The 19,951-nt window shown below is 61.6% G+C and carries 21 protein-coding genes and 1 pseudogene; 11 read left to right on the forward strand and 11 right to left on the reverse strand.

Annotated elements, in window-relative coordinates:
- Positions 1-248 precede the first annotated feature (248 nt).
- From HU731_RS21105 to HU731_RS21120, 4 genes are all read left to right on the forward strand, one after another.
- Entirely contained in the window at positions 249-1,280 is a 1,032-nt protein-coding gene (locus HU731_RS21105) for an amino acid ABC transporter substrate-binding protein (protein WP_057701502.1), read from the forward strand.
- Between the two features lie 72 nt (positions 1,281-1,352).
- Positions 1,353-2,534, forward strand: a complete 1,182-nt coding sequence (locus HU731_RS21110; protein WP_186607409.1) for an amino acid ABC transporter permease — start codon at positions 1,353-1,355, stop codon at positions 2,532-2,534.
- Positions 2,535-2,544: 10 nt separating this feature from the next.
- The gene (locus HU731_RS21115; protein WP_014717022.1) at positions 2,545-3,642 is read left to right on the forward strand and encodes an amino acid ABC transporter permease; all 1,098 of its coding nucleotides are present in this window, start codon (positions 2,545-2,547) and stop codon (positions 3,640-3,642) included.
- A gap of 10 nt (positions 3,643-3,652) precedes the next feature.
- Positions 3,653-4,417, forward strand: coding sequence for an amino acid ABC transporter ATP-binding protein (locus tag HU731_RS21120; protein WP_003188759.1), 765 nt, complete (start codon positions 3,653-3,655; stop codon positions 4,415-4,417).
- Between the two features lie 55 nt (positions 4,418-4,472).
- Here HU731_RS21120 and HU731_RS21125 read toward each other — a convergent pair whose 3' ends face one another.
- Both HU731_RS21125 and HU731_RS21130 read right to left on the reverse strand, forming a co-directional pair.
- Complete coding sequence (locus HU731_RS21125; protein WP_186607410.1) at positions 4,473-4,955, reverse strand: type II toxin-antitoxin system MqsA family antitoxin; 483 nt, start codon at positions 4,953-4,955, stop codon at positions 4,473-4,475.
- Positions 4,952-5,264 (reverse strand): annotated as a pseudogene (locus tag HU731_RS21130) (type II toxin-antitoxin system MqsR family toxin). The gene HU731_RS21125 and the pseudogene HU731_RS21130 overlap by 4 nt, the downstream one beginning before the upstream one ends.
- Positions 5,265-5,423: 159 nt before the next feature.
- On the opposite strand from HU731_RS21130, the gene HU731_RS21135 reads away from it, so the two are divergent.
- Together HU731_RS21135 and HU731_RS21140 are read left to right on the forward strand one after the other, a co-directional pair.
- A complete protein-coding gene (locus HU731_RS21135) occupies positions 5,424-6,083 on the forward strand; it encodes a FadR/GntR family transcriptional regulator (RefSeq protein ID WP_186607411.1) in 660 nt (219 codons plus the stop codon).
- Positions 6,073-7,338 carry a CynX/NimT family MFS transporter gene (locus tag HU731_RS21140; protein ID WP_186607412.1) on the forward strand — a complete coding sequence of 422 codons (1,266 nt, stop codon included), beginning with the start codon at positions 6,073-6,075 and terminating at the stop codon, positions 7,336-7,338. Before HU731_RS21135 ends, HU731_RS21140 begins: the two co-directional genes overlap by 11 nt.
- Here the strand turns inward: HU731_RS21140 and HU731_RS21145 are convergent.
- The 9 genes from HU731_RS21145 to HU731_RS21185 all read right to left on the reverse strand — a co-directional run bounded on the left by HU731_RS21145 (position 7,335) and on the right by HU731_RS21185 (position 15,681).
- Positions 7,335-7,979: a DUF1120 domain-containing protein gene (locus HU731_RS21145; protein ID WP_186607413.1), complete on the reverse strand. Its 645-nt coding sequence runs from the start codon at positions 7,977-7,979 to the stop codon at positions 7,335-7,337. The genes HU731_RS21140 and HU731_RS21145 overlap by 4 nt on opposite strands.
- Before the next feature lie 22 nt (positions 7,980-8,001).
- Positions 8,002-9,141, reverse strand: coding sequence for a DUF1120 domain-containing protein (locus tag HU731_RS21150; protein ID WP_186607414.1), 1,140 nt, complete (start codon positions 9,139-9,141; stop codon positions 8,002-8,004).
- Between the two features lie 11 nt (positions 9,142-9,152).
- Positions 9,153-11,588 (reverse strand): fimbria/pilus outer membrane usher protein, encoded by a 2,436-nt coding sequence (locus HU731_RS21155; RefSeq protein WP_186607415.1) that lies wholly within the window; start codon positions 11,586-11,588, stop codon positions 9,153-9,155.
- 119 nt (positions 11,589-11,707) lie between these two features.
- Positions 11,708-12,412 carry a fimbria/pilus chaperone family protein gene (locus HU731_RS21160; RefSeq protein WP_186607416.1) on the reverse strand — a complete coding sequence of 235 codons (705 nt, stop codon included), beginning with the start codon at positions 12,410-12,412 and terminating at the stop codon, positions 11,708-11,710.
- A gap of 32 nt (positions 12,413-12,444) precedes the next feature.
- Positions 12,445-13,128 carry a DUF1120 domain-containing protein gene (locus HU731_RS21165; RefSeq protein WP_186607417.1) on the reverse strand — a complete coding sequence of 228 codons (684 nt, stop codon included), beginning with the start codon at positions 13,126-13,128 and terminating at the stop codon, positions 12,445-12,447.
- Between the two features lie 3 nt (positions 13,129-13,131).
- Positions 13,132-13,752, reverse strand: coding sequence for a DUF1120 domain-containing protein (locus tag HU731_RS21170; protein WP_186607418.1), 621 nt, complete (start codon positions 13,750-13,752; stop codon positions 13,132-13,134).
- Positions 13,753-13,763: 11 nt separating this feature from the next.
- Positions 13,764-14,384 (reverse strand): DUF1120 domain-containing protein, encoded by a 621-nt coding sequence (locus tag HU731_RS21175; RefSeq protein ID WP_186607419.1) that lies wholly within the window; start codon positions 14,382-14,384, stop codon positions 13,764-13,766.
- Between the two features lie 28 nt (positions 14,385-14,412).
- Positions 14,413-15,042, reverse strand: a complete 630-nt coding sequence (locus HU731_RS21180) for a DUF1120 domain-containing protein (RefSeq protein ID WP_186607420.1) — start codon at positions 15,040-15,042, stop codon at positions 14,413-14,415.
- Positions 15,043-15,057: 15 nt separating this feature from the next.
- Positions 15,058-15,681: a DUF1120 domain-containing protein gene (locus HU731_RS21185; protein WP_186607421.1), complete on the reverse strand. Its 624-nt coding sequence runs from the start codon at positions 15,679-15,681 to the stop codon at positions 15,058-15,060.
- A 383-nt stretch (positions 15,682-16,064) separates the two neighbouring features.
- On the opposite strand from HU731_RS21185, the gene HU731_RS21190 reads away from it, so the two are divergent.
- The 5 genes from HU731_RS21190 (at position 16,065) to HU731_RS21210 (ending at position 19,604) form a co-directional block, all read left to right on the forward strand.
- Entirely contained in the window at positions 16,065-16,883 is an 819-nt protein-coding gene (locus tag HU731_RS21190; RefSeq protein ID WP_186607422.1) for a response regulator, read from the forward strand.
- Between the two features lie 198 nt (positions 16,884-17,081).
- Positions 17,082-17,717, forward strand: a complete 636-nt coding sequence (locus tag HU731_RS21195; protein WP_186607423.1) for a response regulator — start codon at positions 17,082-17,084, stop codon at positions 17,715-17,717.
- Between the two features lie 90 nt (positions 17,718-17,807).
- Positions 17,808-18,278, forward strand: coding sequence for a nuclear transport factor 2 family protein (locus HU731_RS21200; RefSeq protein ID WP_003188784.1), 471 nt, complete (start codon positions 17,808-17,810; stop codon positions 18,276-18,278).
- A 36-nt stretch (positions 18,279-18,314) separates the two neighbouring features.
- Positions 18,315-18,587, forward strand: coding sequence for a GIY-YIG nuclease family protein (locus tag HU731_RS21205; RefSeq protein WP_032897605.1), 273 nt, complete (start codon positions 18,315-18,317; stop codon positions 18,585-18,587).
- A gap of 75 nt (positions 18,588-18,662) precedes the next feature.
- Complete coding sequence (locus tag HU731_RS21210; protein WP_186607424.1) at positions 18,663-19,604, forward strand: glutathione S-transferase family protein; 942 nt, start codon at positions 18,663-18,665, stop codon at positions 19,602-19,604.
- Positions 19,605-19,951 lie beyond the last annotated feature (347 nt).

The raw sequence follows: 19,951 nt of genomic DNA on the forward strand, positions 1-19,951 counted from the left end.
CCATTGAACCGCAGTTGCAGCCACTCGGCCAAGACTCTGGTACGCGCCTTGCTATGTGTATCTCGATGTCAGAACTCTCCTAGGACGGTAACACTATCAGTGACTGCCGCTCGTAGGAAAGCAACTGGAATTACCGCAAAAACCTCATGCTGCTTGGCCCCAAAAAAAACCAACACGGGTCGATATCGCCTCATAAGGGTGCGCTGAGGTTGGAGCTCCGACACAACAAGAGCAATTGGAGGTTTGTAATGAAGGTATTGAAATCCACCCTGGCCATCGTCACTGCGGCGGCTGTACTGGGTGTCAGTGGTTTTGCCCAGGCGGGCGCCACCCTGGACGCCGTGCAGAAGAAAGGCTTTGTGCAGTGCGGTGTGAGTGACGGCCTGCCGGGTTTCTCGGTGCCGGATGCCAGCGGCAAGATCCTCGGGATCGACGCTGACTATTGCCGAGCTGTGGCGGCTGCCGTGTTTGGCGATGCCACCAAGGTCAAGTTCAGCCAGTTGAACGCCAAGGAGCGTTTCACCGCGCTTCAATCAGGCGAAGTCGACATCCTGTCGCGCAACACCACCATGACCAGCTCGCGCGATGCGGGCATGGGCCTGAAATTCCCGGGCTTCATTACCTACTATGACGGCATCGGCTTTCTGGTGAACAACAAGCTGGGCGTCAAGAGCGCCAAGGAACTGGACGGTGCAACCATCTGCATCCAGGCCGGTACCACCACCGAGCTGAACGTTTCCGACTACTTCCGCGCCAACAACCTCAAATACACCCCGATCACCTTCGACACCTCCGATGAAAGCGCCAAGTCGCTGGAATCCGGGCGTTGCGACGTGCTGACCTCCGACAAATCCCAGCTGTTCGCCCAGCGCAGCAAGCTGGCCTCGCCGAAAGACTACGTGGTGCTGCCGGAAACCATTTCCAAGGAGCCACTGGGCCCGGTCGTGCGTAATGGCGACGACGAGTGGCTGGCCATCGTGCGCTGGGTGGGCTACGCCATGCTCAACGCGGAAGAGGCCGGTGTGACCTCCAAAAACGTCGAAGCTGAAGCCAAGGCCACCAAGAACCCGGACGTTGCGCGTCTGCTCGGTGCCGACGGCGAATACGGCAAAGACCTGAAAGTGAAGAAGGACTGGGTGGTTCAGATCGTCAAGCAAGTGGGTAACTACGGCGAGATGTTCGAGCGCAACCTGGGCAAGAGCACGCCGCTGGAAATCGACCGTGGCCTGAACGCCCTGTGGAACAACGGCGGCATTCAATACGCACCCCCTGTGCGCTGATCGCTGATGGTTCTGTCACCCGGTAGGCCAACTGCCGGGTGATGTTCTGTTCCATTATTTTCGGGGCACTTCATGCAAAATCAAATCGGCGCACCCAAGCAGAAGCTCAGCTTCAGCGACCCCAAAGTGCGTGCGTGGCTGTTCCAGATCATCACGATCGTGGCGGTGGTCTCGCTGGGCTGGTACCTGTTCCATAACACCCAGACCAACCTGCAACACCGGGGCATCACCTCGGGTTTCGACTTTCTTGAGCGCAGTGCCGGCTTCGGCATCGCGCAGCACTTGATCGACTACACCGAATCGGACAGCTATGCCCGGGTGTTTGTCATCGGCCTGCTCAACACTTTGCTGGTGACCGTCATCGGTGTGGTGCTGGCAACCCTGCTCGGCTTCATCATCGGCGTGGCGCGCTTGTCGCCCAACTGGATGATCAACAAGCTGGCGACGGTGTACGTGGAGGTATTTCGCAACATTCCGCCGCTGCTGCAAATCCTGTTCTGGTACTTCGCGGTGTTCCTGACCATGCCAGGGCCGCGCAACAGCCATAACTTCGGTGACACCTTCTTTGTCAGCAGCCGTGGCCTGAACATGCCGGCAGCGCTGGCGTCCGATGGGTTCTGGCCGTTTGTCGCCAGCCTGGCGGTCGCCATCGTTGCCATCGTGCTGATGACCCGCTGGGCCAACAAGCGCTTTGAGGCGACGGGGATTCCTTTCCATAAATTCTGGGCGGGCCTGGCGCTGCTGGTGGTGATCCCGACGCTGTGCGTGTTGATCTTCGGCACGCCGCTGCATTGGGAAATGCCCAAGCTTGCTGGCTTCAACTTCGTCGGCGGCTGGGTGCTCATCCCGGAACTGCTGGCGTTGACCTTGGCGCTGACGGTGTACACGGCAGCGTTTATTGCCGAGATCGTGCGCTCGGGCATCAAGTCCGTCAGCCATGGCCAGACCGAAGCGGCACGCTCACTGGGCCTGCGCCCGGGGCCGACGCTGCGCAAGGTCATCATCCCGCAAGCGTTGCGCGTGATCATTCCGCCGCTGACCAGCCAATACCTGAACCTGGCGAAAAACTCATCGTTGGCCGCCGGTATCGGCTATCCGGAAATGGTTTCGCTGTTTGCCGGCACGGTGCTCAACCAGACCGGCCAGGCCATTGAAGTCATTGCCATCACCATGAGCGTGTACCTGGCGATCAGCATCAGCATTTCCCTGCTGATGAACTGGTACAACAAGCGCATTGCGCTGATCGAGCGGTGAGGACACCCCCATGACTACGCATACGTTCAAACCTGACATGCCACCGCCGAGCAAAGTCTTCGGGCCGGTGGCCTGGATGCGCGCCAACTTGTTCTCGAGCTGGCTCAATACGCTGCTGACCTTGCTGGCGATCTACCTGGTGTACCTGGTGGTGCCGCCGATCCTGCACTGGGCCATCCTCGATGCCAACTGGGTGGGCACCACCCGCGCCGACTGCACTAAGGAGGGCGCCTGCTGGGTGTTTATCCAACAACGCTTCGGGCAGTTCATGTATGGCTATTACCCCGTCGACCTGCGCTGGCGCGTGGACATGACGGTATGGCTGGCCATCGTCGGCGTAGCGCCGTTGTTTATCTCGCGTTTCCCACGCAAGGCAATCTACGGCCTGGGCTTTCTGGTGCTGTACCCGATCATCGCCTACTGCTTGCTGCACGGCGGCGTGTTCGGCCTGAGCAATGTGGCGACCAGCCAATGGGGCGGCCTGATGCTGACCCTGGTGATCGCCACTGTCGGCATCGCTGGCGCCTTGCCGCTGGGCATTGTGCTGGCGCTGGGACGGCGTTCGAACATGCCGGCCATTCGGGTGGTCTGCGTGACCTTCATCGAGTTCTGGCGCGGCGTGCCGTTGATCACCGTGCTGTTCATGTCGTCGGTGATGCTGCCGCTGTTCCTGCCCGAGGGCATGAACTTCGACAAGCTGCTGCGGGCGCTGATCGGTGTGATCCTGTTCCAGTCGGCCTATGTGGCCGAAGTGGTGCGCGGTGGTCTGCAGGCGATTCCCAAGGGGCAATACGAAGCTGCTGCGGCGATGGGCCTGGGCTACTGGCGCAGCATGGGCCTGGTGATCTTGCCGCAGGCCTTGAAGATGGTGATCCCTGGGATCGTCAACACCTTCATTGCGCTGTTCAAGGACACCAGCCTTGTGATCATCATCGGCCTGTTCGACCTGCTCAACAGCGTCAAGCAAGCCGCCGCCGACCCCAAATGGCTGGGCATGGCCACTGAAGGCTACGTGTTCGCCGCCCTGGTGTTCTGGATTTTCTGTTTTGGTATGTCGCGCTATTCCATGCATCTGGAACGCAAGCTCGACACTGGCCACAAGCGTTAGGAGTTTTTTGATGAGCGAAGCAATCAAACAGCCTGTGAGCCCTGAAGGCATTATCCAGATGCAGGGCGTCAACAAGTGGTACGGCCAGTTTCACGTGTTGAAAGACATCAACCTCAACGTCAAGCAGGGCGAGCGTATCGTGCTGTGCGGCCCGTCGGGTTCGGGCAAGTCCACCACCATCCGCTGCCTCAACCGCCTGGAAGAGCACCAGCAAGGCCGCATTGTGGTCGATGGCGTGGAACTGACCAACGACCTCAAGCAGATCGAAGCGATCCGCCGTGAAGTCGGCATGGTGTTCCAGCACTTCAACCTGTTCCCGCATTTGACCATTTTGCAAAACTGTACGCTGGCGCCGATGTGGGTGCGCAAGATGCCCAAGCGCAAGGCCGAGGAAATCGCCATGCATTATCTGGAGCGCGTGCGCATTCCGGAGCAGGCGCACAAGTTTCCAGGTCAGCTTTCAGGTGGCCAGCAACAGCGCGTGGCGATCGCTCGCGCGCTGTGCATGAAGCCAAAAATCATGCTGTTCGATGAGCCGACGTCGGCGCTGGACCCGGAAATGGTGAAAGAGGTACTGGACACCATGATCGGCCTGGCCGAAGACGGCATGACCATGTTGTGCGTGACCCACGAAATGGGCTTTGCCCGCACCGTGGCCAACCGCGTGATCTTCATGGACAAGGGCGAGATCGTCGAGCAGGCGGCGCCGAATGACTTCTTTGATAACCCGCAGAATGAGCGGACCCGGTTGTTCTTGAGCCAGATACTGCATTGATGGAAGGTTAAAAAAACAAACCCGGCCTGGTGCCGGGTTTGTTTTTTGCCCTCAGTCAGGGCGTTGTCACGATCTCGTGTTCTTTGTGGGTTGTATGCGTGGTGTTACGCATATCTGCACCCTCACTCAAGGTTTTTGCATCAACGAGCAGATGCGGATGGCGATCAAGCAGGCGCATAAGCACGACGAGGGATTTTGGCGCCAGCAGCTCACCGCGTTCGTAACGTGAAAGTGCGTTATGTCCGCCGCCGGACAACAGTTGCACAGTGTCCTTTTGGGAAAGATGCAATTTGCGACGAATGCGCTTTATCTCGTTACCGATCATTCGTCTGAAGCTGTAGACCATCTCATCACAGTGATCTGAATAGCGGTCCGCGTCTTCAGGGTCAAAGATCACCTCACCACAGCTTTGGCACTCCCAGCCTGAAAGGTTGTCGATTCGGCGGTGCAATCCTTTGACTTCCGATGTTTCACTGCGACCCGAAAAATGCCGCATTCCGTCATGCTGGCCGCAGCTGAAGCACTGTTCTGTTTTCATAGGTTACTCTCCTTGAAGGAGATCACCGGCGGTTTACCGTCCGTGCGGTACGTCACCTTAGATGTAGATCTCCAGGCCATGTGAGTGAATGTGATAAACGTCTTGCCAGACGCGGTGGTCGCCATAACTTGTCATGGATTTAAACAGCATCTTGACCGTTAGCTTGTAAACAACCTCCTGCATTTGCGTGATGCTTAGATCGAGCTTTTCCCCGCAGTTGCGTGCTGTTTTGGTAAAAGCTTGCTTTCCAAGCCGCCTGACATCCGCCTTGATCAGGGCCAAATCGTAATGAGGTGTGTACTTTTCCATAAGACACCCGAGTCCAATAATTACCCTCTGAGGGTAATTTTACCAATCGAAAATACTGCTCCTTTTCCTGCCTAAGAACCCTAGTGCGTTGCCTTTGTAGGCAACTCCGAATAGCCTGTAGGAAAATTCATCCTATGATTGGACGAAAGCGCAAATCCCATGACAGACATCGCCCCTCTGATCAAACGTTCTCTGGTCGACCAGGCCCTGGAGCAACTGCGCCTGCGCATCTCCCAGGGCGTGTGGGCCATCGGCGAGCGCCTGCCCACCGAGCCCGAGTTGTCCGCCGAGCTGGGTATCAGCCGTAACACCGTGCGTGAAGCCATGCGGGTATTGGCCTTTTCCGGCTTGATCGACATTCGCCAGGGCGATGGCAGTTACCTGCGCTCAATGACCGACCCGCTGGGCACGATGCGGGCGCTGTCTCATTGCACGCTGGAGCAGGCGCAGGAGACGCGCCAGATTCTGGAAGTGGAGGCCATCGGCCTGGCGGCATTGCGTCGTACCGAAGCGGACCTTACGGCACTGCGCAAGGCGCTCGCTCTCAGCGCCGAGCGCTATCACGGTGACCTGGAGGCCTATATCTGCGCCGATCTTGTATTCCACCAGCACTTGGTAGACGCGGCGCACAACCCGGCCTTGAGCGAGCTGTACCACTACTTCTCGGCCATTGTCGGCGCGCAACTGCGCCAGACCCTGAACCGCTCACCGCGACGCCAGGCGGTGTTCGACCTGCATGGAGCGCTGCTCGATGCGGTGGAACAACAAGACCCGGACCGCGCCAAATCTCTCTGCCGGCAGTTGATCAATGAACCCTGAAGCCCCACGCAAGACCGAACTCGAAGAACTGCTGATCGACGCCGAAGCCGACGACGACAGCGTGCAGCAGGCGCCGCCGAGCGTGGTTCGGCCATGGCTGCTGTTGCTGGGCCTGGTGTTGGTGGCTTTGAACCTTCGCCCGGCCTTGTCGAGCCTGTCGCCGTTACTGGCAGAGGTTTCGAGCAGTTTGGGCTTGTCCGCCGCCCAGGCCGGTTTGCTGACCACCTTGCCGGTGCTGTGCCTGGGCCTGTTTGCACCCACCGCGCCGATGCTGGCACGACGTTTCGGCGCTGAGCGCGTGGTGCTCGGTATTCTGCTGACCCTGGCCGCCGGGATCATCCTGCGCAGTTCGTTCGGTGAGGTGGGGCTGTTCCTCGGTAGCCTGGTTGCAGGGGCGAGCATTGGCATCATCGGCGTGTTGCTGCCGGGTATCGTCAAGCGCGATTTTGCCAGGCAAGCCGGCGCCATGACCGGTGTCTACACCATGGCGTTGTGCTTGGGCGCCGCCATGGCGGCCGGTGCCTCGGTGCCACTGAGCCACGCCTTTGGCGACAGTTGGAAAATCGGCCTGGGCTTCTGGATCCTGCCGGCCCTGGTGGCGGCCCTGGTCTGGCTGCCGCAGGTTGGGCACAGGCACGGTGCCCACCGTGTGGCCTATCGCGTGAAGGGTTTATTGCGCGATCCGCTGGCCTGGCAGGTCACCCTGTACATGGGCCTGCAATCGTCCCTGGCCTACATCGTGTTCGGCTGGTTGCCATCGATCCTGATCGGCCGTGGCCTGAGCGCGACCGAAGCCGGTTTGGCGTTGTCGGGCTCGATCATCGTGCAACTGCTCAGCTCTCTGGCCGCGCCGTGGCTGGCAACGCGCGGCAAGGACCAGCGCCTGGCGATTGTGGTGGTGATGCTGCTGACCCTCGGCGGGCTGTTCGGTTGCCTGTATGCACCGCTGGAAGGCCTGTGGGGCTGGGCGATTTTGCTCGGCCTGGGGCAGGGCGGCACCTTCAGCCTGGCGCTGACCTTGATCGTGTTGCGCTCGCGCGATTCCCATGTGGCCGCCAACCTGTCGAGCATGGCCCAGGGCATCGGGTACACCCTGGCGTCGATGGGCCCGTTCGCGGTCGGCCTGGTGCATGACTGGACCGGCGGCTGGACCGCCATTGGCTGGATCTTCGCGGTGATCGGCCTGGGTGCCATCGTTGCCGGCCTGGGCGCCGGGCGTGCGCGCTATGTGCAGGTCACCAGCGAGAAAGTCTAGAGATACACCACTTCCAACGTGGCCGAGCCATCGAGCGGGGTTTCCACGCTCAGGTCCAGATTCTGGCGGGCATTGATCACGGTTTGTACCGTGACATTGCCCCCCAGGGTACCGATGGCCGTGGGCCCACTGACGCTGCCCTCCACGTCGGTAAAGCCCAGGTAGCTTCGCGAGCCAATATCGATGGGGTTGAGATTGGAAGTGCGCCACGCCAGGCCACCGGTGGTGGACTCGGTGCCATAGACCTGCGCGGTGTTGCTGGCCTGGGTTTGGCGTGGGTCGAAGGTCATGGAGTAAACCCCCAGGCGGTTGCCGCTGGTATCGAACCCCAGCCCGTAGTAAATCTCGCTGTTGACCATGGCCGAACCGTCACGGTTGTCGCGCATGCGAAGGGCGTAGCGGACGGGGCCATTGCAGGCGATGCCGACATGCAGCGTCTTCAAGGGCAGGCGCGTGGCGGTCTCCAGGTTAAGGTCTTGTTGGGCAATCTTGCCGTAGTCGATCAGGCCACCGCTGGAAAGCTGCGGCATGCAGGCGGCGGGAACGATCAGGCCGTGGACGCTCAGGTCTACCGTCGAGGCGGCCAGCACCGAGGGCGCGCAGGCCAGCGACAACAGGCTGGAAAGGATGCGGGTTTTCATGGGAGGGACTCCTTACAGGGGCTCAGGGGTAGACGATTTCGAGCGTGCCGGAACCGTTGATGTGCACCACGTCACGCAAGTCCAAGGTTTGCATCGGCGCCAGGTAAGTCTTGATGCGCATCGTGCCGGTCAGGGTCTGCAGGGCGACCGGCCCGGTGGTGACGCCGGTTTTGTCGGTAAAGCCCATGATGCTGTTGGCAGCCATGGGGATTTGCCGCGCGGTGGAACTGCTCCACGCCACGCCATTGCTGGTGGAGTCGGTGCGGTACAAGCTCGGGAAGGCATCGGCGCTGAATTCCGCCGGGTCGATGGTCAGGTAGAAACGCCCGATCTTGTTGCGGCTGGCATCCAGGTCCAGCCCATAGGCCGTTTCATCGGTGCCGCCCGTGGCAGAACCGTCGCGGTTATCCTTCATGCGCAGGGCGAAGCGGATGGGCGCGTCGCAGGTCACGCTCAGGCGCACGGTGCGGGTGGGCAGCGGTGTTTCAGTGCTGGCGTTGAGGTCTTTGGCGTACAGGGTGCCGTAGTCCACCACGCCTTGGTCGGACAAGCTCGGCAGGCAGGCGATAGGCGCGAAGTGCGCGCGCAGTGTCAGTTCCCGGTAGCGCCCATGGCGCGCGCCATACAACATGCCGGCGACTTCCCAGGTGGTCGCATCGCGTACTCGGGTGGCGGCAGGGTCGGCCCAGGCGCGCAGGGTCAATTGCAGCGCCAGGGTTTTTCCGCTGAGCACCACGCCCCGTTCCACCGGTGCAATGCCGTGGTCGGGTCGCCATTGCATGACGCTGCCGGTGGCTACGGGCGCCTGCCCCACGGCGGGCAGCACACCCAGCTCCACCGCGCGGCCGTCGAGCAGGGCATTACCGACTTCAATGGCGTAGCTGCCGTGCTCGGTAAACTGCCAACGCTGTGGGTTGGCAGCTTGCGCCCGGTAGAACAGGCTGAGGTCTTCGGCCTGGGGGCAACTGACGGTCACACTCAGTCGACGCTCGCCGAGCAGGCGTTGTGGTGCGCTGTCGTTCTGGGCCAGGCGGCTCATCAGGCCCAAATCCAGCAAGGGTTCACTGACGTTCAGTTGGCATTCTTCAAAAGCCTGGGCTGTGCCGGCGACGCCGACCAACAGCCCCAGGCACAGTTGACGCAAACAGCTTGCAAGGGACATGGCGGGAATCCTCAAGGTGCGTGACAGCGTGCGGGGGCGGTTTCGAAGTACACCGAGGGGTCGGCTTTTTCCGGCAGCGAATAACGCAATTGGCAACGACTGCCCTGGGGCGTAGTTATCCACAGCGTCGATTGGCCCAGCACATTGGGTAGAAACACCTGGCTGCCTTCCTGCACCAGGGTGATGAACTCGCCGTCGGCACTGCTGACCGAGGCGCCCGCTGGCAGCGGTGCGCCCTGGTCGTTGCTGACGGTGAGCAGCAGGCGGCGGGTCAGGCCGACACCGAACTCGACGCGGTCCACGGCGCCACGGCCGGCCGAAATCATGGCCAGGCCATTGTTGATATCGGCATTGCGCGGCAATGAACGCGTTTGCACTTCCACCGGGCTGCGCCCGTAGGCGGCGACCTGCGGCACCACTGCCTGGCCTTGCCAGTCGGTCCACGCCGGGCCGCTGGGGGTGCTGAGCTTGATGCCGCTCATGTCGCCGACCGACACCAGCGCGAAGGTGTCGCGCACCGGGTAGGGGGAAAAGGTCACGCCGTCGCCATGCAGCACCACACCGCCGCGCGCACCGCCTTGATAGCTGGAACGCTCGGCGTCGGAGCGGCTGTAGCTGACATCCAGCTGGCTGTAGAGTGGCAGCGCGGAGATGCCCAGGGTGGTTTCCACTTGATGGTCGCTGCTGTCGTGTTCGGCGCTGACGCGGTAGCTGAGTTGGTCGTCGATCTGTTCGGTGAGGCCCAGGCCGGTGCGGTTTTCGCCGCCGGAATTGCGCACCCAGCTGCGCAGCCGGCGACTCTCGCCCAGCGGTACGCTGATATTCAGGTACACCGCGTTGTCCTGCTGCTGGCGGCCGCCCATTTGCCACTCGGCACTGGCCGACAACGACACCGCACCGATGCTGGTGCCCCAGGAGGCCAGCGCCCGGCTGCTGCTGTCGCCGGCAAAATTGGCCGAGCGCGAAACCCCGGCGCTGAACGCACCCAGACGTGGATGGGACCAGCCCAGGTTGAGGCTTTGCTGGTCGCGGTAGCGCGAATCCCGGTTGTCGTCGTCGCGCGCGTAAGTGCTTTCTTCAAGTTCGCGATAGCCGATGCTGCGCCAGGAATTGGCGGCGCTGATCGACCACTGCTCACCCAGGCGCTGGGACCACGACAGATCGGTCTGCACGCCGGAAACTTTTTCTTGCGCCTGGCTGTTGGACACTTGCGTGGACAGTTGGATCTGGCTGTCCAGCCACGGCAACCAGCCCAGGCTGGCGCCCACCGAACGGTATTCACTGGCCGCCAGCACGCCCGTGCCGAGGGTCAATTGCGGGTGCAGGGCGCCGGTCCAGCCGCCACTGACTACCCACGGATCCTCGCCTTTGGCATCGCCCACATTACGCACTCGGCCCGCTGCCACGGAGTAACCCGGGGCTGGCAACCCGAGCCCGAGCATGGCCGCTGGCACGGTGAAGCGTCGTTCACCGCCGACGCTCTCCTTGACCGTGACTTCAACGTCCGAGCGCGTGTTCAAGCGACGCACATCGGTGAGGGTAAAGGGCCCGGCGGGCACCACGGTGGAATGAATCAGCGCGCCGTTCTGGCGAACCTCTACCTGGGCCGGGCTGTTGGCGATGCCCTGGATCAGTGCGCCCTGGCCCTGTTCTTGAAGGGCGTGCTCGGTGAGCACTTGCACGCCGGTAATCTGCGCGCCGGACAGCACCGGGTTGTACAGGTTGATTTGCCCGGCTTGCAGCACCGCCTGGTGGCTGGCGAAGGTGCGTTGGGCATACGCTTCCAAATGGGTACTGCGTGACAGGCCATCCTGCCAGGTCTGCACCTGGCGGCTGCGCACGATCCAGTCGCCGGCATTGAACCCCACCTCGGTATTGGCCGAGCCAAAGCGGCTGGCGTCATCGCCGAAGCGGTTGTAGAAGCCGCTGAGGTCGTAGTTGAGCAGCCCGGCAAACCCGCCGGTCTGGTAGCCGGAGATGTCCTGCTGCACGGGGCGCAGGGCGTCGGTGGGCACCACCAGCGACACCGTCAGTGTCGCCGGGTCTGGTTCCACCAGGGTTTGCGGGTACTGTGCGAGGAAATCCTGGCAGCCCGTCGTGTCATTGGGCGGCAGCAGATTGGCGGCGTCCAGCAAGGCGCGGTCGAAGCACAGATTGCCCTGCTGATCGAAGTTCACCGCCAACCGACCACGGCGCTGACCGTTGACGCGCAGGTTGACGGTGTGTTGCCCGGCCGCGTAACGCGGTGCGGCCAGCAACAGGCTGGCCAGCTGTGGGTCGATACCACGTTGTTGCAAGGTCTGGGCATCGAAGCCGGACGGGCTGGAATCTTCGGCGCACACCTGGGTTGGTATGAGCGCACACAGCAGCAACACCAGCGCCAGCGCAGGGCTGGCAGAGGGAGCGGGCACGGCTTCGCCGTCACGGTAACTCAATACTGTTTTCACGCAAGGTACTCGAGTAGTGAACGCACAGGCCTTGTGGGCCAGGCGTTCTGGTGACGATCAATAAGCCGTCACTTCGTTACTCAGGCGGCGCAGGGGCCTACGCCGCCTGGGGTGTTCTGTCAGAAGCTGATCGGTGCGTCGTAAGCCTTGACCGCAAACCCGTACACCGTGGCCGGCTGCAGCCTGACCGTCTTGGCCTGGCTGCTGCTGGCCGGCACGCTCAAGGCTTCGCCGGGCAGCACATAGGTGCGCGGTAACAACGCCTTGCCGTCACCGGGCAGCAGTTGCAGCTCCTGCGCCAGGCGCACCACGTACGGCGTGTCGTTACGCACCTGCAACTGGCCTTCGCGCAGTGTCCAGGTCAGGTCGGTCCAGGGCGTGCGGTTGGGCGCCAGGCCCTTGGGGTGCACGATCACCGGCAGGTTCTGGCGCACGGTCACGCCTACACGGGCATGCCCGGCGGCGGTGGCGGCGCGGCCCTGGGGCATGCCTTCGAACACTGCGCGTTTAAGCCGCTGGGTCAGTAACGGTTGCTGGTTTTGCAGAATGAAACGCACCAGCTGGGATTTGGACGCTTCCACCCGTGACAGCGGCGGTGTCACCACCAGCAGCGGCTCGGTGTCTTCAGGAATGTCCTGCAAGGTCACATGCAACAGGGCGAGTTGGCTGTCGGTGTTGGTCACCGACACGGACGCTTCGCCTTCGGCCTCGTGCACGATCACCACGGAGGTGTCCGGGACCATGCCATCGGCTTTCGCCTGATCGCCGAGTATCAGGAGCAAGGCAATCAGGCCGACAGCGGTGTTTGAGAATGTCGTCGTCATGACGGGTTTCCATTAGCCAAAAAAGGGGGCGGTCAGAGGTAACGCAGGTCCAGGACGATGGCGCCGTCGAGCGGGACTTCCTGGTCCAGGGTCAGGTACTGGGAAAAGTTGATGGCGGTGCTCACTTGAACCTGGACGGTCAGTTGGCCGATGAAGTCCGGTTGGCGGTCCCCGACTGGTGCAAAGGCCATGTAGGTGCTGGGGTAGGCATTGGGCTCCTGTGACCAGGTTTCACCGTTGTCGCTGGAAGCCATCACCTGCATGGGCTGCGCATCGCCCACCGCGTTGCGATAGGCCAGCGCCACAGAACCCAGGCGCTCTTCGGGGGCGTGGACATTCCTGCCCAGCCCGTAGAAAAAATCGGGGGCCGAGGAAGAGTCGGCGCGATTATCCAGGCCCACCAACGCAAACAGCATGGGCCTGGCGCACTGCACACGCAGGTCGAGTGTCTGGGTCGGCAGCACAGTGAACTCATCGGCATTGAGGCTGTGGGAAGGGATCTTGCCGTGATCGACGGTGCCATCATTGGTCAGCTCGATATGGCAGGCGTCCGGGGTTACCCGGCCGGTGACCGTGAGGTCGACGGCTGACGCCCCGTGGGCATCGGTCATCACGGCCAGGCCAAGCACGATGGCCAGGTTTCGCCCCCATGCCATCAACCTGGGCAACGCCAGACGCTGCCCATGCCTGCCAGTACTCAACGGATGGGCGGCCATGGGTCAGAGGTACTTCACTTCAAGGGTGGCGGAGCCGTCGATGGTGACTTCGTTGCTCAGGTCCAGGCCATCGGCGCGGTTGATGATGGTGAGCACTTCCAGATCGACGCTCAAATCCTTGATCGGCAGCGGCTGGGTGTCGTCATCCATCGAAGCTGCCGCCATGTACATGCTCGGCTCCCAGAATTTCTCGGGGTACCAGGAGTTGCCCTGGTCCATCGATGCAATGGGTTGCACCTCGACGCCGCCGTCGGCCAATGCTTTGCGCCAGGTGAGGGAAAAGTGGCCGAGTTTCTGGGTCTCGTTAATGAAGCCCAGGCCGAAGTCGCTCGAAGGGCCTGAGCCTGCGCGGTTATCGATGGGGTGCAGGGCGAATTGGATCGGCGCATCACAGTTAACGGTCAGCGACAGGGTATGTATGCCGATTGCCGTGCCATAGGTGGGGTTCAGGTCCTTGGCGGAGACCTTGCCATGGTCGATCACGCCACCACCGGACAGGCTCGGTGTGCAGGCGCTGGGCACGATCAGGCCTTTGACGGTCAGGTCCACGCTGGAGGCGGCGAAGGTGGTGGCCGAGTGGAGCAGCAGTGCGCTGGCGGCCAGGGTGGTCAATCGGGTTTTCATCGGGAGGCTCCTTAGAGGTAATTGACTTGCACAGTGGCGTGGCCGTCGATGGGCACTTCGTCGGTCAGCGTCAGGTTGCTGGCGGGGGCGATGTGGGTGATCAAGCGTATTTCTGCGTCCAGTTCCTGGATCGCAATCGGCGCCAGGCCGTCGCTGTCGGCGACGGCCGTCAACAAGGTGTGGCTGAGCATCACCGAGGGGATCCAGGTCACGCCGCCATCCCGGGAGGTGATGGTGCGTACCGGGACGCCATCGGCCACTGGGCTATACAGGCCAAGCCCGGCATCGCCGACTTTTTCATCGCTGGGCGTCATGCCCAGGCCGTGCCAGCTGAAGTGGCTGGCGGCAGTGCCCGCACGGTTGTCGATGGTGTTCAGGGTAAAAATGGTCGGCCCTTCGCAACGCACACTCAGCAGCATGGTTTCCCTGGGCAGGTCGGTGTAGGTGTCGGTATTGAGGTCTTTGACCGACACCTTGCCGAAGTCGACGGTGCCGCCGCCGGAGACCACGGGCGCGCAGGCGCTGGGCGTGATGACCCCTTTGACCGTCAGGTCCTGGCTACTGGCAGCCCATGCCGGGCCGGCGCCGATCAGCAACAATGTCGCGGTGAGGGTAGTGAGGGGGCTAACCATGGGTCACGTCCTGTGGGTGGGTTGGCGGTTACAGGTATTTCACTTCAAGGGTGGCGGAGCCGTTGATCGGCACCTCTGTGCTCAGGTCCATGCCGGCTGTTGGGGCGATGAGGGTTTGCACCATCAAGTCGGCCGTCACCTGCTGGACCGGGGAGGGTGCCCAACTGCCGGAGGAACGATCGCCAAACGAGGCGTGGTAGGTAATGGGCCAGATGTCGCCCGGGAAGGTTTCCCGCCAGGTGAGGCCGTTATCAGACGACTCGATCAAGGCGATTGCCGTGCCGTCAGCCACCGGATTGCCGAGCATCAAGCTGTACCCGCCCAGCTTTTTGCCACTGACCAGGCCCAGGCCATAGAAATTCATTGGATCATGGGCGTCACCCTTGTTGTCTGTGCCCTTGAGGGCCAGCAGGGTGGGCGCATCGCAACTGATCGCCAACTGCAGGGTGTGATTGCCCAGCAATGTCCAGTTGTTCGGCTCCAAATCTTTGGCTGCGACTTTGCCGTGGTCGACGAGGCCACCACTGGAAAGGCTGGGGGCACAGGCGCTGGGCGTGATCAGGCCCTTGACGGTCAGGTCTACGCTGCTGGCGGCGAACACGGCGTTGGACAGGGCGAGCAGCAGGGCACCGCCCAGCAGGGGCATGCAGGTTTTCATGTGGGAGGCGTCCATTTACAGGTACTTGACTTCAAAGGTCGCGGAACCATCAATTGCCACTTCGTCGGTCAATGTCAGGCCTTTTGCCGGGGCAATCGCTGTGTAGAGCGTGACGTCCATGATCGCGTCCTTTATCGGGTGCGGCGCCCAACCGCTGTCACCACGACTACCCAGTGCCACCAACTCGTTGGGCGCGATGCCGTCGTCAGGCAGCAGCGTTACCCAGCGCCCATCCGCGTTGTACATGGCCAGCAGCGTGGAGGGGGTTTCGGCGACGGGGTTGCTGAAGCCCAACTGATACATGCCCAGCTTCTGGTTTTCGTTGATCATGCCCAGGCCAAAGGAGGCGCTATACATGGCCGAGCCGGCACGATTGTCGATGGGTTGAATGGCGAACAGTGTCGCGGCGTCGCAGTTGACGCTCAGTTGCACGGTCTTGCGCTCGAGATAGGTGCTTTTGTCGGGGTCCAGGTCTTTTGCCGCGATTTTCCCAAAGTCGACATCACCCGGAAGGCTCGGTGTACAAGCACTGGGCGTGATCAACCCTTTGACGGTCAGGTCGACGCTGCTGGCGGCGAACACTGAAGATGACAGGGCGAGCAGCAGGGCACCGCTCAACAGGGATACAGGGGTCTTCATTTCCAATTGTTCCATTGCAGTCTGGCAGATAGAGACGCGTACAGGTCAGCGCTCGGCCCTGCGTGGGCGAGTGGTTGGCTTGGCGGCGTGCTCAATTTTTTTGCGTTGCCGAGAAGTGGCAAGCCGTCCCTCTTTTGGGGTGGACACAATTTAGCGAGGGGGCTGTGAGGGGGAAATACAACTAATACGACATTGGCGGGTTGTGGTGTAAGCGCAGGGCGGGACGGTAGATTTTTGCGGCGTTTTTCGTAGTTGTTGTATCGGCGTAAAGCCATTCAAAAGGTTATAGGTTGAAGGTCGATAACAATCAAAAGGGTGTGCCTGGCAGTGCTGTATCAGTGCCCCCGGATGGCTGCCGAACTAATAACCACAACGAGGTACTGATGGGTTCGCCAGGAGGTTCAACCGCAGGAGCGAGCCGGACAGTCAAACCGCCTTTTTCTCCCCCGCCTCATTGGCAGTACTTGAATGTTCTGGTCGTGGAGGATCATTCAGCCTATCGCCTGTTGCTGGGTTGGCTGCTGCAAAAACTGGGGCTCGGTCACGCGTTGGTCACCGATGGCTTCATGGGGTTGGACGCCTTTACCAGCCGGCCCTTCGACCTGGTGATCAGTGATTGCCGGATGCCCTTCATGGACGGTTACAGCATGACTCGCGCGATTCGCCAGCATGAGCGTGAGCAGGGATTGAAGCGCGTGCCCATCATTGCCTTGACCGCCAACCTGCAAAACGACAGCCCCCAGCGTTGCCGCAAAGCCGGCATGGATGCCTGGCTGCTCAAACCCCTGACCCTTGAACAACTGCACGCCGTGCTGGTGCGCTGGTTGCCGGGCGGCGAGGGCCGTTATGTCGAGCCATACGCTGCGGCGGCGGGGGCGAGTTGGCCCACCCGTGCCACGCTTGTGACCACGTTTGGCAGCGACATGGTCGTCGACCAGTTGCTGGAAACCCTGTTGATGGAGGCCTGGGAAGACCAGCGGGTGTTGCGTCATGCCCGTGTGACGTTGAACGCGCCATTGACCGCCGAGCGTCTGCATCGGCTGGTGGGCAGCCTGGTATTTCTGGGCGGCACGGGGTTGGAATCCAGTGCCGTGAGCTTGATCGAGCAGGTTCAGGCCGAGGGTGTCGCTACGCACAAGGCGCAACTGGAAGTCTTTGAAGCACGGCTGTGCGCTTATCTGGAGTATCTGTCTGAGTTGTGAAGAATGCTGTCGCAGAGCGTTTTACCTGGTTGTTGGTCTAAGTTTGGCTGTAGGTATTTTCCTATTGTGTTGTAGTCCAAAAATCAGCCACTACTGAACATTGGGTTCGGCCGCAAGCGCCTCTTTGTTAGCAGTTGTTGATGATCGCAGGCAGAGGTATTTTGCGCGGATTCAAGTTGCCATCATTCGTGGGTGCCTATGCTTCGAGTAATTATTGCTGACGATCACCCTATTGTCCGGGTCGGGCAAAAAGTCGTGATCGAGGCGAATGGCAAGTGCAAAGTGGTCGGTGAAGCCGACGGTCCCGATCAGTTACTCGGCGTGCTCGGTAGCACGCCGTGCGACGTACTGGTTACGGATTTCGCCATGCCAGGCGGCCAGCAGGCCGATGGCTACTGCTTGTTGGGCCTGTTGCAGCGCCAGTATCCGCAGTTGCCGGTGATACTGGTCACCATGTTCGCCAACGTCGCCACCTTACGCGCAGCCTTTGCCCACGGTGCCAGGGCAGTGGTCGCCAAGAGTGCTTCGGCCAAGGAGTTGCCCCTGGCGATCAAGGCGGTACAGGCCGGGCAGACCTTCGCCAGTGAGTGCCTGCGGGTGCAACTAATAGAGGCCGGCACGGGTGATCAGTCCCAGGAGCCGCAGTTGTCCGGCAAGGAGCGCGAAGTGGTGCGCATGCTGGCCAGCGGCATGACCGTCAGCCAGATTGCCGCCCAGGTCAACCGCAGCATCTCTACCATCAGCAAGCAGAAAAGCACGGCGATGCAGCGCTTGAGTATTTCCACCGACGTTGACTTGTTCGCCTACGCCCGCAGTACTGGGATAGCGCCGTAGCGCGGTTATTTGCGTGGCGAATGACAGTAGCCATGACGGCTTGGGCGGCTTATCGTGCGCCTACTCTTTTGACGCCCGCGGAGCCTGCCCATGAGTGATGCCCATAACGCCCTGATCAGCCAATTCTATAGCGCCTTCCAGCGCCTGGATGCCGAGGCCATGGTCGCCTGCTACAGCGATGACGTGGTGTTCAGCGACCCGGCCTTTGGCGAACTGCGAGGCCGTGACGCAGGGGATATGTGGCGCATGCTCACCACCCGGGCCAAGGATTTTTCGTTGACCTTCGACCAGGTGCGCAGCGACGAGCGCACCGGCAGTGCACATTGGGTGGCCACCTACCTGTTCAGCGCAACCGGCAATACGGTGGTCAACGATATCCAGGCGCGCTTTGTATTGCGCGACGGCAAGATCTGCGAGCACCACGACCACTTCGACCTGTGGCGCTGGTCGCGCCAGGCGTTGGGCACCAAGGGCCTGCTGTTGGGCTGGACGCCGCTGGTACGCAACGCCGTGCGCGCCCAGGCGAACAAAGGCTTGAAGGCATTCCAGGCCAGTCGTTGATAAACTGCGCGCCCCTTTGCCTTGCCGAATCCATCCGTGAGTACGCCTGAACCCAAGCCTTGGTATGTCTACCTGGTGCGCGCCGCCAATGGCGCGCTGTATTGCGGCATCAGCAACGACCCGGTGCGCCGGTTTGCCTCGCACCAAAGCGGCAAGGGCGCGCGTTTTTTTCTGTCCAGCCCCGCAGTGGCGCTGGTGTACACCGAGCAATGTGCGAGCAAGGGTGAGGCGCTGCGCCAGGAGCGCCTGATCAAGAAACTGAAGAAGAGTGCCAAGGAATGCCTGGCCGCAAATGGCTCATCACTCTGACTGATAGGTTCCCATCACGCAGCCAGGACCGTTTGCGCGGTAATCTGCTCGCTCACTCGCCAAGCGGAACCCCGTATGTCTGAGCTTATCCTGCACCATTACCCGACCTCACCCTTTGCGGAAAAAGCGCGGCTGTTGCTGGGCTTCAAAGGCCTGTCCTGGCAATCGGTGAACATTTCGCCGGTGATGCCCAAGCCCGACCTGACGGCCTTGACCGGCGGCTACCGCAAAACTCCGGTGCTGCAGGTGGGAGCGGATATCTATTGCGACACCGCCCTGATCGCTCGCCGCCTGGAGCAGGAAAAATCCTCGCCGGCCCTGTTTCCGCTGGGCCAGGAAATGATCACCCAGACCTTCGCCACCTGGGCCGACAGCGTGGTGTTCGCCCATGCCGTCAGCCTGGTGTTCCAACCCGAGTCGGTGGCGGTGCGCTTTGGCAAGTTGCCGCCGGAGGCGATCAAAGCCTTCATTGCTGACCGCGCCGCGCTGTTCAGTGGCGGCACGGCGAGCAAGCTCCCGGCTGAACTGGCCAAGCATCAATGGCCGGCGATCATGGCGCGGTTGGAGCAACAGTTGCAGCGAGAGTCTGGCGACTTCCTGTTCGGCGCGCCGTCGATTGCCGACTTTGCCCTGGCCCACTCGCTGTGGTTCCTCAAGGCTACGCCGGTCACTGCGCCTTTGGTGGATGCTTACCCCGCCGTGCTGGCCTGGCTGGGACGCGTGCTGGGCTTTGGTCATGGCACCGCCAGCCAGATGACCGCGGAGCAGGCTTTGGATATCGCCCGCAATGCTACGCCGGCACCTTTGCCGGATGAGGTGTTCGAGGACTTGAACGGCTTTAAGGCGGGGCAGCAGGTGACCATCGCGGCTATCGACTATGGTGTTGATCCGGTGGCCGGCGAGTTGCTGTTTGCCGGGCGTGAAGAGCTGATCCTGCGTCGCACGGATGAGCGTGGTGGTACGGTGCATGTGCATTTCCCGCGCTGGGGGTTTCGTATCCAGGGCATCGCTGCCTGAAGGGTGAACGAATCACCCCTGTAGGCACTCCGTGGCCAGTGTGGGAGCTGGCTTGCCTGCGATGGCGGCCTGACAGTCGACACCTATCTACCTGATACCCCACGATCCAACTGTGGGAGCGGGCTTGCTCGCGAAGGCGGCCTGGGAGTCAACACAGCTGGATTGTGTACATATCCATTGCTGCGGTAACGGCCACTTAGGGTTCCGCCCTGACGGCGGGTCACTTTGGAAAAGAGCCCCAAAGTAACCAAAGGGCTCTTGCCCCACCACTCGGCACCTCGCTTAGGCTCGGTGTGCCCGTAATCCGCCAGTGATTTGGGGGGCCGCCGCCACGCGCCATCCATGGC

Origin of the sequence: Pseudomonas salmasensis (assembly GCF_014268375.2) — a bacterium.
GTDB lineage: Bacteria > Pseudomonadota > Gammaproteobacteria > Pseudomonadales > Pseudomonadaceae > Aquipseudomonas > Aquipseudomonas salmasensis.